Source organism: Paenibacillus sp. GM1FR, from assembly GCF_002803315.1.
Classification (GTDB): Bacteria; Bacillota; Bacilli; order Paenibacillales; family Paenibacillaceae; genus Paenibacillus; species Paenibacillus amylolyticus.
On record NZ_MKZL01000027.1, the window covers coordinates 21,341 to 36,381 of the forward strand.

The window sequence follows — 15,041 nt, forward strand, 5'->3', positions numbered from 1 at the left end:
TTGAAAATTTTGTATTATTGTGCCCGTTGTAAGGCCGTTTATTCGATTAAGGGGAAATCATGCAATGATTGGACAACAATGGATGTATATCAAGCTTATCGGCTCACATCATAGAGGGTGGCTTGCAGGTAATACAGATTGGTTAGTACATGTGGTCAGCCTCATATGTGCAAGTGTACTAGCTTTTTTGCTGGTTATCTACAGTTACATCTTATGGATGAAATATAGCAGTAGACGCAGGGAAAAGGTTAAGACGGTACTGATGCAGGAATTACTTTCCGAAGATTCGGTGTTACAGCAGTATCTGGGCCAAGGAGAAGTGAAAGCTGACTTACTGAATATGAGTGGAGATCAACAGAGCGTTTTGCAGCAGTTGTTATTGCAACGGCTCGCTCAAGGTCCGGCAGAGCATGAGATTCTGCGAATTCGTCTGTTATCCTGGCAAGTCTTTGGAAGTTCATACCGGTCGGTTCTGAAGACGGGAAAGTGGAGTGAACGGGTCAACACGTTGTTATATATTGAACAGTTTCATATGATAGAGCTTCTGCCCAGGTTAGAGGATATGCTCCGGGTTACTTCCTGTACGCCGCTTGAACGCTTCATCATATTGCGCATATATGCCAGAACCGGTTATTTCAGAATCGTGAAGGAATTGTTGCGTGAGCAATATGTATGGTCCGATTCGCAGTATCTGCAGATTCTGCTGTTGCTTACCGATTCATCCTGGACTCGTCTGAAGGATCATTTTAAGGATGTACCTTACCAGATCCAGTCTAATATCGTCCATGCCATTCGTATTCGAGATGACCAGACGGAGGGTGCCGTTGTTCTACTGGAGAAGCTCATTCTTGGAGAGGATGCGTTGCTGCGTACCCACGCTTATCAGGCATTGGCTCAAGTGAGCAGAGGTCGCGAAGAGTTGCTGAAGGGGCTATTGCTGGTATGGAACGAATCTGGTGAGGAGAGGCAACGCTCTGAAAGACTAACAGTGACCCAGCTTATGGGTACTGTTCATGCGGATGCTTTTATTCCTAGACTGAAGGTAATGATGGGTGATCCTTCTTTTCAGATCCGACAGGAAGCGGCGAACTCTCTTGCCCGGTACGAGCAGGGACTTGAAGAGCTCCGGGATACGGCTGTAAACCATCCGGATAAATATGCAAGGCAGATAGCGGAGGAAACGCTGGAAAGGATGCAGTATGGACGAAAGATGGATTGAGATGCTGCGGAGTTTTGTTTTGGCATGTTACGAGGGGATATTTATCTATCTGGTGTTAGCGATTGTGATGTGTAGTGTTCTGGTCGTTGCTGCCGCTCGCACAATGATCCGCCGGAGGGATCTGGACCCGCTGCAATATCATGAGATGTTGGATGAAGAACTGGCTCCTGCGGTATCCCTGCTTGTTCCGGTGCGGAATAGCGAGGATACGATCGTACAGCGAATCAGCTGTCTGTTGGATATTCAGTATGCACGTTATGAGGTTATTATCATTAATGATGGATCAGAGGATGAGACCATACGGCGTCTAAAAGAAACCTATGACCTGATGCCCATTCGGAGTAAAGTTCATTATTCGGGACTCGGCCAGAGGATAGCTCAGATTAAATGTGTCTACCAATCCAGATTACATCATCGTCTGGTTGTGATCGACAAGGCGTATGGGGGACGAATGGACTCCCTGAATGCAGGTCTGAATATCTCGCAATATCCTTATATCGCCTCTGTTGGACCCAGGACAGTTCTGGAACGAGATGCATTGGTGAAGATTATGAAACCCGTTATGGATGCTCTCCCAGGAGAAGAGGTCGTTGCTTGTAGTGGACGAGTAGATCTCATGGCCCCCAGAAATACGAATCAAACGGATTTAACCGACAACGGCGCAAGAAGGACGGACAGTACGTTGTTTGTAATGCAGACCATTGAATACGTGCGTGCTTTTCTGATTAGCGGTGTGGGTCTTGTTCGTTATAATATTAATGTGCTTTTATTTACGTCTGAAGTATTCGGTATATTCAAAAAGAACCGGGTGTTGGAAGTTGGAGGTTACAAGTGCGATGACCAGGTCGCTCACATGGAACTGGTGATGCGGTTACAGAAACATATGAAGCAGATTCGGGAACGTGGCCGTATTATATATATTCCCGATCCGATCTGCAGGGTAGAAGTACCCGGTACATGGCATCAGCTGTGCAGACAGCGTATCGGTTGGCACATGCAGCTTGCAAGCAGTCTATGGACTCAGCGGAGCATGATCTTCAATCCGGCTTATGGCTGGATGGGGATGGTATCCATCCCGTATTTTATTTTGATCGAATTGTTGGGGCCTGTGTTGGAAATGGGAGCGATCGTGCTGTTCATTGCAGGCATAGGGCTACAGTGGGTGGATATTAACCTATGCATCATTCTCGTTCTGCTACTGACCCTCTATGGTTCCTTGTTGTCCGCAAGTGTGGTGATGTTCGAAATATGGTGTTCACGCAAGGCATATACATCCCGAGAGGTGACACGTCTGCTGTTGTATGCATGTACGGAGACGTTCTGGTTCAGACCACTGAATAACATATCCCGTATATATGGCATGTTGCAGGCTATGGGATTGCGGAAGGCAGAGGAAAAGGACAACAGTCATGGATTAGGGTAATCTAACGATCGATCCTGACAATACCTTGGAACAGAGCAAGGAGGAATACGCTTCATGAAAAAAAGTTACAGGCCAGCCACGATGTGGACGTTGGCTTGTTTTACAGTGGTATCGGTGGTGCTGGTTGTCCCATGGATTATGTGGCAATCCCAGGCCCCGGTTTCACTGAACATCATGATTATTGACAAGAGCAGACCGGATTTGTCCTATCAGGGGCACAAGGGGTTGGTTTGGCTTCTGAATCAACAGAAGATTGTACAGCACACAGGGGAGTACTACTCGTATGAAGAGGATTATTACGGTTATGATCTTCAGAACGGGCTTCCACGGATGAAGCAACTGCTGCCTGATGAGGTGACAGATACGGATCTGATCTATCTGACGGCGAATCGGAGTAGTCTGTCTGTACAGAAGAGTGAAGGGAAACAAGGCGGAATCTATGAAGGATTAACGATATACGATGTGCAGAAAATCCGCGAGGCTGCGTATAAAGGGGTAACGATTGTTGCCGAATACAGTGCATTGGCAAATACGGCTTCCAAGATGACAAGAGAGCAACTATACCCCATCTTGGGTGTGGACAGCAGTGGATGGCAAGGGAAATCGGTATCTAATCTGCAAAGTATAGAAGAAGTACCCCGTTGGATTCGGACGAACTATGAGCAGCAAGAGAAGAAGAAATGGTCTTATCACGGAGCGGGTATGCTGCTGATCCATATGGATGGACAGGTCATGGTACTGGCGAAAGGTCCGGATGTGAAGACAGGCAATATACAGATTGCATTTACACCGGAAGGCAGTGATTGGAGCGGCATAACCCAGGATATACATTATAGTGGCTGGTTCGATATCATTGTGCCGCAAGAGAAGAACTCCATACTGGCCTGGTATAAGACGGATCTGACGGAGACAGGTGAGCAGAAGCTGGTGGATGCAGGAATTCCTGCGGAATTTGCTGCACTGGTCCGGTACGACGACTATAATCGGTCGTATTACATGGCAGGGTCCTTTGGAGAGATGAAGCATTATTCCTTCTGGCGTCGAATCCGGGGATGGGAGGTCGTCCGGTCCAAGCTTACGCCAGATCAGAAAGATATTCCGGACATGTTCTACTGGAAGGTGTATGTGCCCGTGATGAAGCATATTTTGAATGAAGTGCAGGATGGAAGGCAGCAATGGCCATAGATAGGTTATCGAGAACCGTTTCGATGGAAAAAGGGAAGCCAAAGTCCATTCCACCTTTCGAGAGGAACGGGAGATGTACATAATAGAGAAGTGCGTGTTGTGAGTGGCAAAAGTGTGGTTGAGAGACAGGGCGGATCAAGTAAGGATCAGATTGCTAGGTGAAATGGGACTGGGTAGATTGAATACGTTTCAGACCCTTTCCACCATGAACAATGGGAGTTGTAGCTAGATCCAAAACAAAAATTATCCCGCTGCGGCGTACATGTAGTGTGAGCTATAAAATGATTCGTATTAGGACACGTATTAAAACAAGTACTAAAGTGTGCATCACGAACAGGGTAAGCTCCGTATCTAGAATCGCAACAATGTGTGCACTGAACTGTAGCGTGATATATACATGAATAGTAATAAAACATGTACTACTATGTGCATTACGAGCAAGGTAAGATCCGTATCTAGTCATGTACCCGCATCCGCTTGATCAATACAATTTGGAGCATGATCGCTCCGTATTTAGCTCCATAACACAATGTGTGTCTGGACTTATGCGCCAATATGATGAGTGGACGAGTATCTATGACATCGTGATCTGAAGCACCGCATGTAGCAAGTTCTAACGAACTCAGCACATCTTATATGTCCTAATTTGGTACGTTGGTAAATGTAACGAATCACAGACACGTTAAATGACGGAATATACTCATTATTCCTGTCCCGCAGCCAGTTTTCTGCGAAATAGGACGTGTGGAGTTCGTTAGTTGTTGTTATTCGCTCTAATTGCCGTTATAGCGTGTCCTCGGTTCGTTAGATTTTGGTCAGAGGGCACCGATCATGGCATCGTGCAACCGAGGAGCCACTTTTCTCTGTATTAAATGAAATTGTAAAGAAAGAAATTATAAAGAACACAAGCGGATGAAAGATGAATTCAAAGTGGATGTTAATGTGTTAGAAGTCTTTGGCGCAACTATAACATTATTACTGTCAAAATCTATCTATGGGATGTACCCAGTACACGGCAATGTAAAAAGGACTGCAGATCCTCTGCAGTCCTTTTTCATGATGCAATGCGTGCCTTACTAGTCCTGGTGAAGATGCCGGAGTCCGTGGAGGAAGGCGGATACGGTCAGACGCAGACTTTCGTCCGGATCAAAGTCCATGCCGAAGCCGCCCTGTGCCTCAATGGAGGCAAATCCATGGCAGAGGCTGCGCAAACCACGAACGGCATGCAATGCTTCCGCTTCGGTTAAGGGGTAGGGCTGCAAGCTGTGCAGCAGCAACTCCAGCGTGGCTGTGCTGGCCGCGGCGAGCTGTGGCTCCTCGCGATCCGGGGCATGAAATGAGGCTTCGTACAGCCCGGGGTGCTCGCGGACGAAGCCAATGTATGCCGCAGCGATGGCCTGAATGGCATCATCGCCAGTGCGGTCAGCGATAGCCGCGGTTAATGCGCGGCTAAGCTGTTGCACGGACATCAGCGCCATTTCCTGGCGAAGCCCGGGAAGTCCGCTGATGTGGTTGTAGAGCGACGGCGAGCGCACATCCAGCCGCTGTGCCAACGCGGCCAGTGTCAGCGCCTGAAAGCCGTCGCTGTCAGCAAGCTGGGTGGCGGCGCTGAGCAGAGCGCCGCGATCCAGCCCTTGCCGGGGGCTCATAGTTGCCCCCCGGCAAGATCAAACCGCTGCTGAGCATCAGCGGTTGCCGCACGCATGGCGACCGCGGGCTGGCGCAGCATCCGTCCGTGGCCTACAGCCAGCACGGACGGTTCCAGCTCCGCCAGGCGCTTCGCGCTGACCAGAGCCGCTTCGCGGTTCCACGTCGCCAGCGCGGGGAACGGGAAGAGCGGGCGCACGCGGCCGGATACGGCAAGGCCGCCTTGCAGCTGGTACGCGTCGCCAGCGATGAGCACGCGGCTGCGCGTATCCATGAAGGACATATGCCCCGGCGTATGTCCTGGTGAGGCAACGGCGACCAGTGAACCAATCTGGTCACCGTCATCCAGCAAGTGGTTTGGCTGGGTGCGCACCGCTTTGGGCTTAGGCACGCCGCCGCGTACCGGGGTTTGTGGCTCACCGGGAAGAAGGGAAGTATCACCCGCCAATAGCCGGGCATCCCGTCTGGAGATGAAGACCTCGGCTTGGGGCAGTGCCTCTGTGAGACGATCCAACGCACCAATATGGTCGCTATGCGCGTGAGTCAGAATGATCTTGGTAATGGGCTTTCCAAGGGACTGGGCAGTTGCCAAAATCCCCTTAAGACTGACCGGTATTCCGGCATCAATCAGGGTTAAACCATCTTCCTCTTCAACCAGGTATACGTTCACAGGGAAGAGTCTTGGGAAAAACGTAACTTGAACGACAGCAAATTCTCGGGTAATACGCATCGTTAAACCCTCCTTAAAACTAATGGTATTAGTATAATAACTAATGGGATTAGTTTTAGCAATACCTGTTGTTTAATTTATTCAAATAAAAAAAATTTAAAATAATGATGCACTTTACAAAAAAAGCGTTTTCAAATTGGAGATTACCGATTATAATAATCACGTAAGCCCTTTCATATGTCTATCTTATTGGAGCCCTTCGCGTAGCGGAAGGCTCACTTTTTTGTTCTTTTTGGATTAAAATGAAGACGGGATGTTAATCCTAGCTTAATTGTGTTGATGAGCTGTAAGTATTGATATAACAGGAAAAATCACGTTTGATCTCCACGCTGGGTGAAAGTTGACAAACATAACTGTTATTCATATAATGACAGTTATACTTACCTTGAGTTGGAGTTCATCGGTGTTGTAAGCCGGGAAGGAGTAAGTTATGAACAGTGAATTTACCATAGCGGTGCATTGTCTTGTTTTTCTGTCGATGAGAGATGAGTGTATGGCCAATAGTGAAGATTTGTCCCAGAGTGTGGGTACACACCCGGCCAGAGTCCGTAAGGTACTTAGTGTTCTGCGCAAGCATGGTTACCTGACGACCAAGGAAGGTGCTCATGGTGGGTACTTGCTTAGCCGTCCGAGTGAAGAGATCAAGCTTGGAGAATTGTACAGACTGGTAGCTGGTGGTTCACTCGGTCCCAACTGGTGCTCAGGGGAGTCCGGTTCATCGTGTGTGGTATCTTCCAATATGCAGGATGTGATGGGGAACATATATAACGGAGGCGAAGAGGCGCTCAGCGCTTATTTTGACCGTATATCCATCCAGGATGTGAAAGAACGCATAGGTCATGGGGAAACGTTGAACTTATCGCTGAAGGGATTATCTGCAAAGGAGAAGTCCTGACGGAGTCCACAACGAATGGTCCTCCATGAATATGGTCTTGGTTTAGTCAGGCATGGTGGACAAGTTACGGCATGGGCGTATGCTCCGGTGAAAGATCCATTGATGTTCTCAAGCGATTCCGGGCATAACCTGAACACAGATGAGGAGAGATCGTCTGCGCTGATGTTATTTTCGGAAGGAAAATCCCTGGTAGAGTAAACTTCGAGATCACCTTGCGAAAGTAAAAGAAGTATAAACAAACTAGATTCTGGGGAGTGGAACACATGTCAGGCATTGAAAAAAATGAAACACTTCGCGTCATTAGCGAACGCCATGCTGTCAAAAAGTACGAAAAAGGGTTTGAATTGCCTGAAGCTGATCTCAATGCGATTCTGACAGCAGCTGCGGAAGCACCATCTTCATGGAACCTGCAACACTGGAGATTCCTCGTGATTGAATCCGAAGCAGACAAAGCGAAATTGCTGCCAGTTGCTTACGGTCAAAGTCAGATCGTGGAAAGTTCGGTTACGATTGCTGTTCTTGGAGACTTGGAAGCAAACCGTAACACCGTAATCTACGATCAAGCTGTTGAAGCAGGCGCACTGACTGCTGAGGTCCGTGACGCATTGGTTGGACAGATCAACGGTGCTTACCAAAGCCCGCAAATCGCTCGCGATGAAGCGATCCGCAATGCATCTTTTGCTTCCCAAAATATTATGATTGCTGCACGCTCCCTGGGTTACGATACATGTCCAATCGGTGGATATAATCCACAAAAACTGATGGAAACATTCAACATTCCTGCACGATTTGTGCCAACGTTGTTGATTACTGTAGGTAAAGCTGCACAGCCAGCTCGCCCGTCAGGACGTTTACCGTTGTCTGAGGTTGTTGTTAAAGGTTCTTTCTAAGTTAGAAAGTTAAATCTGATGATTGCATCAGTGATATAGGTATAATACAAACGGCCGCACTTTCCTGATGAGGGAAGGTGCGGCTGTTTGGCATATTGGATTTGGCATATTGGAGATTGTGAGGAAAAGGCCATTCATTGGGATTCCAATCGAGCGGATTCACCACTCAAGTGAGTTCTTAGCTTCCATCATGAAATGACTACTTCTCAGGTGTTTCCGGGATTTGTGGTGCATGGAACGATTCCATGTACTCGATTGCGTTATACATCATCACTGCTGCTTCGGCACGAGTAATCGTTTGTTTGGGATTGAAGTTTCCGTCGGCATCCAGTTCATTGATTTTGAGAACGAGTGAACGCTGAATGGCACCTTGATACTCTGGCGTAAGTTCCTGTTCGTCGGTAATGTCCACAGGTTTGATATTAATCATCGGCAGACCGCCTTTGGCCTCGATGCCTTGCATCAGGAACAGTGTGAATTGTTCACGAGTAAGCGGTTTGGACGGATCGATACCCTGTGACATCTGAATGCCATTATATTGCGCACGGATAAATGCATCACTGTACCATACGCCATCTTTTACAGCAGAGAAGTAGTCACTTGGTACCGGCATTTTGATAAAACGAATCGTGTCCAGATTCAGATTCAGTCCGTCCGCAATCAGTTGAATGCCTTGAGCGGTATTTAACTCCAGTTCAGGTTTGAACAAGCTGTCACTCACGCCTTTGATGAATCCATCCTGATGGAGAGATTCGATTTTGTCTGCGCCTGCGATACCTTGAATATCCGTGAATTGGGCCTGCGCAGCGTTGATCGGGCCTGCACTTAGAGACAGCGTGAGCAGAGCTCCCGCAGTTAATGTAGCAAGTATATTTTTTTTCATGATAGGTTCGCCTCACTTTTCCAGGGATGATCCCTTTATATAAAAGTTATTTGCCCCTATAGACGACCCTTCTGTTCAAAAGGTTGCTGCAATTTTCCAACTGAAATTCATAATCATCTGGATAGGGCTAAGAGAAGGCATTGTCTCTAACCTTTGGATTTATTTCGATAATCCGTGGGTGAACGTCCCATCATTTTGCTGAACAGACGGGAGAAATAGTACGGGTCCTTGAACCCAAGCTCCGAACTGATCTGCTTCACGGTCCAATCGGTAAAATCCAGATAGCGGCAGGAATGCTGGATCTTGAGCCGCAGGAAATAGTCGATGGGCGAATGCCCCGTAGCTTGCTTGAATAACTGAGAGTAATGAGGGACAGACAGCCGTGCGTGAACCGCCAGTTCCTTGAGGGTGATTCCATTCTCCAGGTGCTCCAGCATATATTGAACGGATTGTTCAGCCGCACGTTTGCTGCTCACGATCCCACCATCTGTCCCTGTCGTCTCCGGTCCATAAGCGAGCATGCCAAGCATATAACCAATAATCTGGGAGGCATACGTTATCGTCTGCATGGAGTAACCCGTCTCAAGTGCGTTGTAACATTCATGGAACAGCTCAAGCCATTTTTGAGCCTTGGCCGGTGGCATGGTAGTAATATGATGAGTTAACAAGGGTTCTATGTAGGATAAAGCGTGTTTCCCACGCAGATGAATCCAGAAAATGCTCCATGGTTCAGCTGCGTTGGCTCCGTACACATGAGGGACATGTGCAGGTAATATAACGAGGTTTCCCGGGCTGACATCATATGTCTTGCTGCCATCCAACGTATACCAGCCTGTGCCTTGGACACAGTACATCAGAATGTGTGATTCACAACCATCGGGACGATCACGGTAATGATGCTCCGCTTCGTGAAAGTAACCGATATCGGTAACATATAATCCGGACGTGACCGGATAAGCTGCGGTTTCTTGCAGCAGGGAGTCTGGAAGCACAATGAGTTTTTGCATACGAAATCCGTCAGATTTACGCTGTAGGGGTGGTCTGTTGTTAGGTCTCATACTTTGTATTATGGTGAGAGACGATAAGGGAGTCAATGCCAGATATGAGAGCGCTCACCGGGGTTGTTCTCGATTTAGAAAGCCACGTTACAGGAAGTGAAGCAGTTGCTCGTGAATTGGGTAAGTACATACCAGTGGGAAGAATCAGAACAGTGAATATACAGGATAAGGGAGAGATTTAGATATGGAGCCAGTCAAAACACAGGAAACGCTTTTCTACACAGGTACGTATGCGTCAGCGGATGAACCCGGAATATTCCTATGTGCGTTGAATGCGGATACAGGAGAGATGCGAATCGTCAATCACATGGATGGTGTGGATAATCCGTCTTATCTGGCGCTAAGCCCGGATGGAAACTGTCTGTATGTGGCGAGTGAAACGGACGAGGGAGAGGTGTTGGTCTATCGGAGAGATGCGGCAACAAGTGAGCTGCACCTGATGGATCGAAAACAGACCAGAGGGGCTTCTCCATGTTATGTGTCTATCTCCAAGGATGGTCAGTGGGTGTTCTCATCCAACTATAGCAGCGGCAGTGTCAATGTATTCCCGGTTGGCGATCAGGGGACGCTTGGTGAGATGAGTGCATGGGTGGAGCACACGGGAAGTGGAATCAACGAAGAACGCCAGGAAGGGCCGCATGCACACTCCATTCAACCCGATCCGTCCGGGCAGTATGCTGTCGTATGTGACCTCGGTCTGGATCAGATCATTGTGTATCGGTTGGAAGAGGGACGTCTGGTTACCCATCGTGAGATGGATCAGCCACCAGGCGCAGGGCCAAGGCATCTTGTGTTCCATCCCAACTCGAAGTGGGCATATGTAATCAACGAATTGGACAACACGGTTACGGCATTCCTGTACGATGAGCGCAGAGGGGAGTTCACTACGGTGCAGCACATTTCCACACTTCCAGAAGGGCATAAAGGAGAGGGTACGGCTGCAGACATCCGTGTATCTCCATGTGGACGTTTCCTGTATGCATCCAATCGGGGAGATGACAGCATCGTGCTCTATCATATTGACCAAGAGAGCGGTAAGTTGGAAGCCGTAGAGTGGACGTCCACGATTGGGCAGACACCGCGTAACTTTAATATTTTGCCAGGTGGGATTCTGGTCGTGGCGAATCAGGACAGCAATAACCTCGTAGGTTTCCAGATCAGTGAAGAAGACGGACGCCTGACACATAACGGGTTCAAGCTGGAACTGCCTCGTCCGGTATGTATTGCTCCTGTGGTATAAAAGTTGTAATACAGTGAAGTAAACGTGGAATATTACATCTAAAAAGTGGTCTATAAGCTGTGAAATCATGGAGAAACACATGGTTTTACAGCTTTTTTTAGTCTTTTTATGAGAACATAGGAATCGTCCCATATCCGTGAGTTAGTTGATTGCGATTCCAGTCGACTGAAGCAATTCGAAGAATGGGCAACGGCTAACCGAAGGAGAAATCCTTTGGTTTTTTTCATGTACCACCATCCAATTACTAAATTAGACCTATAGATGGAATTATATGTTTAATTTAAAATAAATATATTAAAGCGCTTACATAAAAAGATGGCGCTACAAGGGCATCGGGCTTACCAAACCAATTGGGGAGGCAATTGTTTATGGGGAATCGATCATCATTGTGGAAGCGCACATTACGTACAGTCGGAGTATCGTTACTGAGTTCAGCGTTACTGGTTACTTCGCTTGGCCTTGGCAGCACGGCGGTAACACATGCAGCGGGAGCAAGGCAGATGGAATATCTGGATCGCGGTGTGGTGGCTGTGAAGACCGGGACAGGTGTGTTTATCAGTTGGCGGCTTCTGGGAACGGAAGGATCGAATGTATCGTTTAACGTCTATCGGGATGGAACCAAGGTGAACCCTACGCCCATAACAAACAGCACCAACCTTCAGGATGCAAGCGGGACAAGCAGTTCCAAATATACGGTTCGCGCTGTCGTCAGTGGAACGGAGCAGGCTGCTTCAGCGGCAGCGAGCGTGTGGGGCAACAACTATCTGTCTGTTCCTCTTAGTGTACCCGCAGGTGGGACAACGCCCGATGGAGTAGCCTACACCTACAGTGCCAATGATGCCAGTGCAGGTGACCTGGATGGTGATGGTGAGTATGAATTGATCGTGAAGTGGGACCCTTCCAACTCTAAGGATAACTCCCAGAGTGGTTATACCGGGGAAGTGTTTATCGATGCCTACAAATTAAACGGAACACGCCTCTGGCGAATTAGTCTGGGCAAAAATATCCGAGCGGGTGCTCACTACACCCAGTTCATGGTGTACGATCTCGACGGTGATGGCAAAGCCGAAGTTGCGATGAAAACAGCCGATGGCACCAAGGATGGCACTGGCGTGGTCATCGGGGATGCAAGCAAGGATTACCGCAATTCTAGCGGTTATGTGTTATCTGGTCCCGAATTCCTGACGGTCTTCAATGGACAGACTGGCAAAGCGCTCTCCACAGTGAATTACGAACCGGCGCGTGGCAATGTATCCAGTTGGGGGGATAACTACGGCAATCGGGTGGACCGATTCCTTGCTGCCATTGCTTATCTGGATGGAGAGCGCCCAAGTCTGGTCATGGCGCGTGGGTACTACACCCGCACAGTGCTCGTGGCTTATAACTGGCGGAATGGACAGCTGACCAAACAATGGACATTTGATTCCAATACCTCCGGTAACTCGGGTTATGCCGGGCAGGGCAATCATAATCTGAGTGTGGCGGACGTAGATGGAGATGGGAAAGACGAGATCGTTTATGGTGCCATGGCAGTGGATGATAACGGCAAAGGATTGTACACAACAGGGCTTCATCATGGCGATGCCATGCATTTGAGTGACCTCGACCCGGACCGCCCTGGACTTGAGGTATTTCAGGTCCATGAGACACCGTCCAATGCCGGAGTTGAATTTCGTGATGCAGGTACAGGTCAGTTAATCTGGGGAGTTAAAACAACAAAGGATATTGGACGCGGCATGGCGGCAGATATTGATCCAAGATATAAAGGTGCCGAAGTATGGGCAGACGGCAGTCTGTATACGGCCAAAGGGCAGAAACTCGGGACAACCCTGCCGTCCTCCACGAATTTTGGCATCTGGTGGGATGGGGATCTGCTCCGTGAACTGCTGGACAGCAACCGAATCGATAAGTGGAACTATGCCAACAACACAACGGTGAATCTGCTCACTGCATCCGGCGTTTCTTCGAACAACGGTACCAAGTCTACGCCGAATCTGCAGGCCGACCTGTTCGGAGACTGGAGAGAGGAAGTGGTGTGGCGGACGAATGACAGCTCAGCACTGCGGATCTATACCACAACAGCAGTTACGGACAAACGCATCTACACGCTGATGCATGATCCAGTGTACCGTCTTGGCGTCGCTTGGCAAAATGTAGCCTACAATCAACCGCCACACACCGGTTTTTATCTGGGAGAAGGCATGAGCACACCACCGGTACCCAATATCCGGTATGCGGGCAGATGAGGAATGGACAAGGTGTGGCCGTCCAATTCCGTTTATGTTTTCAATAGCCAGCGAAGTATGGGATTCGCTGAAGGGAGCAACGGACGCTGGTTCGTTGTTCCTCTTTTTTTTGCCAATAGCCCAGAAATACGGTAAAAATCGGAAAAAACGTTTGACAGGTATATAGACTGCCTTTATTATACGTATATAACTTACTAAACAGGTAGGAATAATAAAAATGGATCTGTTTTCATTGTGAAAACAGTCATTTTACAGACAGATGCAACCATGCAACCTGAACAGAATAACGTTCTCACCGTATAGACGGAGGAACACCGCAGCGCATCCTTTTCAGATGGAGCATGCACGGCCTTAAGCCGGCATGACTTTATGGGGAGAAGTGCGCGGGGGTTCCTCCGTCTTCTTGTTTTTTTACGGGGCGTTCGATCCTGTTCAGCCGGCCTGAGGTAGTCATGCAGATCTATATCGGGGGAGTGTTATTCATGAAAAAGAGAGTTCACAAGGGTATTTTGGTTGGTCTGGCACTGGTGTTAACAGGGGTACTGGCAGCATGCGGATCGGATAGCGGCGGGTCCAGTGCGGCAGGAACATCGGGGGGAGCGGAAGGCGGCAAGGAAGGGGCCAAGGCCATCGAGCTGCTGAATGTTTCCTATGATCCAACGCGGGAACTCTATGAGCAATATAACAAAGCGTTTGCGGCGCATTGGTTGAAAGAGAAAGGCCAGGAAGTAACCATCAAGCAGTCCCATGGGGGCTCGGGCAAACAGAGTCGTTCTGTTATTGACGGACTGGATGCAGACGTGGTGACGCTGGCATTGGGATACGATATTGATGCGATTGAAGATAAAGGTCTGATTAATGAAGGCTGGCAGGATAAATACGAGCATAACAGCTCTCCGTATACCTCTACGATTGTCTTCCTTGTACGTAAGGGTAATCCAAAGGGCATCAAGGACTGGGATGATCTGATCAAAGGGGATACGCAAGTCATCACCCCAAATCCTAAAACGTCCGGCGGGGCGCGTTGGAATTACTTGGCGGCATGGGGATATGCCCTTAAGCATAATAACAATGATGAAGAGAAGGCGAAGGAATTTGTTGGTGAATTGTTCAAACATGCGCCTGTGCTGGATTCGGGTGCTCGCGGGTCTACGACAACGTTTGTTGAACGTGGCATCGGTGATGTGTTACTTGCTTGGGAAAATGAAGCTTTCCTATCGGTAAAAGAGTTGGGTCCGGACAAATTCGATATTGTCGTGCCATCGGTTAGCATCTTGGCCGAACCACCGGTTGCGATTGTGGACAAAAATGCAGACAAAAAAGGAAGCCGCGACGTGGCGGATGCCTATCTGAAATATTTGTACAGTGAAGAAGGACAGACGATTGCCGCTGAAAATTATTACCGCCCAACGCTGGACAGCGTGGAGGAAAAATTCAAAGATCAGTTCCCGGCGCTTGAGCTGTTCACGTTGAAAGATGTATTTGGCACATGGCGGGATACTCAGGCCAAACATTTCAATGACGGTGGTATCTTCGACCAGATCTATGTTCCAGGCAGCTAAGGTTGCTCTGTTCAATGAACACCTGATCAATCGCGCTGTGAGCGGCCAACCAGCCTTACCGGC

General features: G+C 48.5%; 13 protein-coding genes. 9 read left to right on the forward strand and 4 right to left on the reverse strand.

Annotated elements, in window-relative coordinates:
• Positions 1–64: 64 nt before the first annotated feature.
• Genes PAEAM_RS19250 through PAEAM_RS19260 form a run of 3 tightly spaced genes read left to right on the forward strand, consistent with a single transcriptional unit; the run spans position 65 to position 3,827 of the window.
• Positions 65–1,219: a HEAT repeat domain-containing protein gene (locus tag PAEAM_RS19250; protein ID WP_076254450.1), complete on the forward strand. Its 1,155-nt coding sequence runs from the start codon at positions 65–67 to the stop codon at positions 1,217–1,219.
• On the forward strand, positions 1,200–2,642 hold the full coding sequence (locus tag PAEAM_RS19255) for a glycosyltransferase family 2 protein (protein ID WP_100528614.1): 1,443 nt from the start codon (positions 1,200–1,202) through the stop codon (positions 2,640–2,642). The genes PAEAM_RS19250 and PAEAM_RS19255 overlap by 20 nt, the downstream gene beginning before the upstream one ends.
• Before the next feature lie 54 nt (positions 2,643–2,696).
• Entirely contained in the window at positions 2,697–3,827 is a 1,131-nt protein-coding gene (locus PAEAM_RS19260) for a hypothetical protein (protein ID WP_100528615.1), read from the forward strand.
• A gap of 1,076 nt (positions 3,828–4,903) precedes the next feature.
• Here PAEAM_RS19260 and PAEAM_RS19265 read toward each other — a convergent pair.
• Positions 4,904–5,476 carry a TetR/AcrR family transcriptional regulator gene (locus PAEAM_RS19265; protein ID WP_036607476.1) on the reverse strand — a complete coding sequence of 191 codons (573 nt, stop codon included), beginning with the start codon at positions 5,474–5,476 and terminating at the stop codon, positions 4,904–4,906.
• The gene (locus PAEAM_RS19270) at positions 5,473–6,204 is read right to left on the reverse strand and encodes an MBL fold metallo-hydrolase (RefSeq protein ID WP_100528616.1); all 732 of its coding nucleotides are present in this window, start codon (positions 6,202–6,204) and stop codon (positions 5,473–5,475) included. Before PAEAM_RS19270 ends, PAEAM_RS19265 begins: the two co-directional genes overlap by 4 nt.
• Before the next feature lie 430 nt (positions 6,205–6,634).
• Here PAEAM_RS19270 and PAEAM_RS19275 point away from each other — a divergent pair, with 430 nt between their 5' ends.
• From PAEAM_RS19275 to PAEAM_RS19285, 3 genes are all read left to right on the forward strand, one after another.
• On the forward strand, positions 6,635–7,099 hold the full coding sequence (locus tag PAEAM_RS19275) for an RrF2 family transcriptional regulator (RefSeq protein ID WP_047840338.1): 465 nt from the start codon (positions 6,635–6,637) through the stop codon (positions 7,097–7,099).
• Between the two features lie 15 nt (positions 7,100–7,114).
• Positions 7,115–7,297 (forward strand): hypothetical protein, encoded by a 183-nt coding sequence (locus tag PAEAM_RS19280; RefSeq protein ID WP_047840337.1) that lies wholly within the window; start codon positions 7,115–7,117, stop codon positions 7,295–7,297.
• Positions 7,298–7,362: 65 nt separating this feature from the next.
• Positions 7,363–7,989 carry a nitroreductase family protein gene (locus tag PAEAM_RS19285; protein ID WP_036607468.1) on the forward strand — a complete coding sequence of 209 codons (627 nt, stop codon included), beginning with the start codon at positions 7,363–7,365 and terminating at the stop codon, positions 7,987–7,989.
• Between the two features lie 199 nt (positions 7,990–8,188).
• Here PAEAM_RS19285 and PAEAM_RS19290 read toward each other — a convergent pair whose 3' ends face one another.
• Positions 8,189–8,872: an S-layer homology domain-containing protein gene (locus PAEAM_RS19290; protein ID WP_100528617.1), complete on the reverse strand. Its 684-nt coding sequence runs from the start codon at positions 8,870–8,872 to the stop codon at positions 8,189–8,191.
• 146 nt (positions 8,873–9,018) lie between these two features.
• Complete coding sequence (locus tag PAEAM_RS19295) at positions 9,019–9,879, reverse strand: AraC family transcriptional regulator (RefSeq protein WP_165789972.1); 861 nt, start codon at positions 9,877–9,879, stop codon at positions 9,019–9,021.
• 235 nt (positions 9,880–10,114) lie between these two features.
• On the opposite strand from PAEAM_RS19295, the gene PAEAM_RS19300 reads away from it, so the two are divergent.
• The 3 genes from PAEAM_RS19300 to PAEAM_RS19310 all read left to right on the forward strand — a co-directional run bounded on the left by PAEAM_RS19300 (position 10,115) and on the right by PAEAM_RS19310 (position 14,978).
• Positions 10,115–11,170 carry a lactonase family protein gene (locus PAEAM_RS19300; RefSeq protein WP_100528619.1) on the forward strand — a complete coding sequence of 352 codons (1,056 nt, stop codon included), beginning with the start codon at positions 10,115–10,117 and terminating at the stop codon, positions 11,168–11,170.
• Positions 11,171–11,538: 368 nt separating this feature from the next.
• Positions 11,539–13,416 carry a rhamnogalacturonan lyase gene (locus tag PAEAM_RS19305; protein WP_100528620.1) on the forward strand — a complete coding sequence of 626 codons (1,878 nt, stop codon included), beginning with the start codon at positions 11,539–11,541 and terminating at the stop codon, positions 13,414–13,416.
• A 482-nt stretch (positions 13,417–13,898) separates the two neighbouring features.
• Complete coding sequence (locus PAEAM_RS19310) at positions 13,899–14,978, forward strand: sulfate ABC transporter substrate-binding protein (RefSeq protein WP_100528621.1); 1,080 nt, start codon at positions 13,899–13,901, stop codon at positions 14,976–14,978.
• The last annotated feature ends 63 nt before the right edge of the window (positions 14,979–15,041 follow it).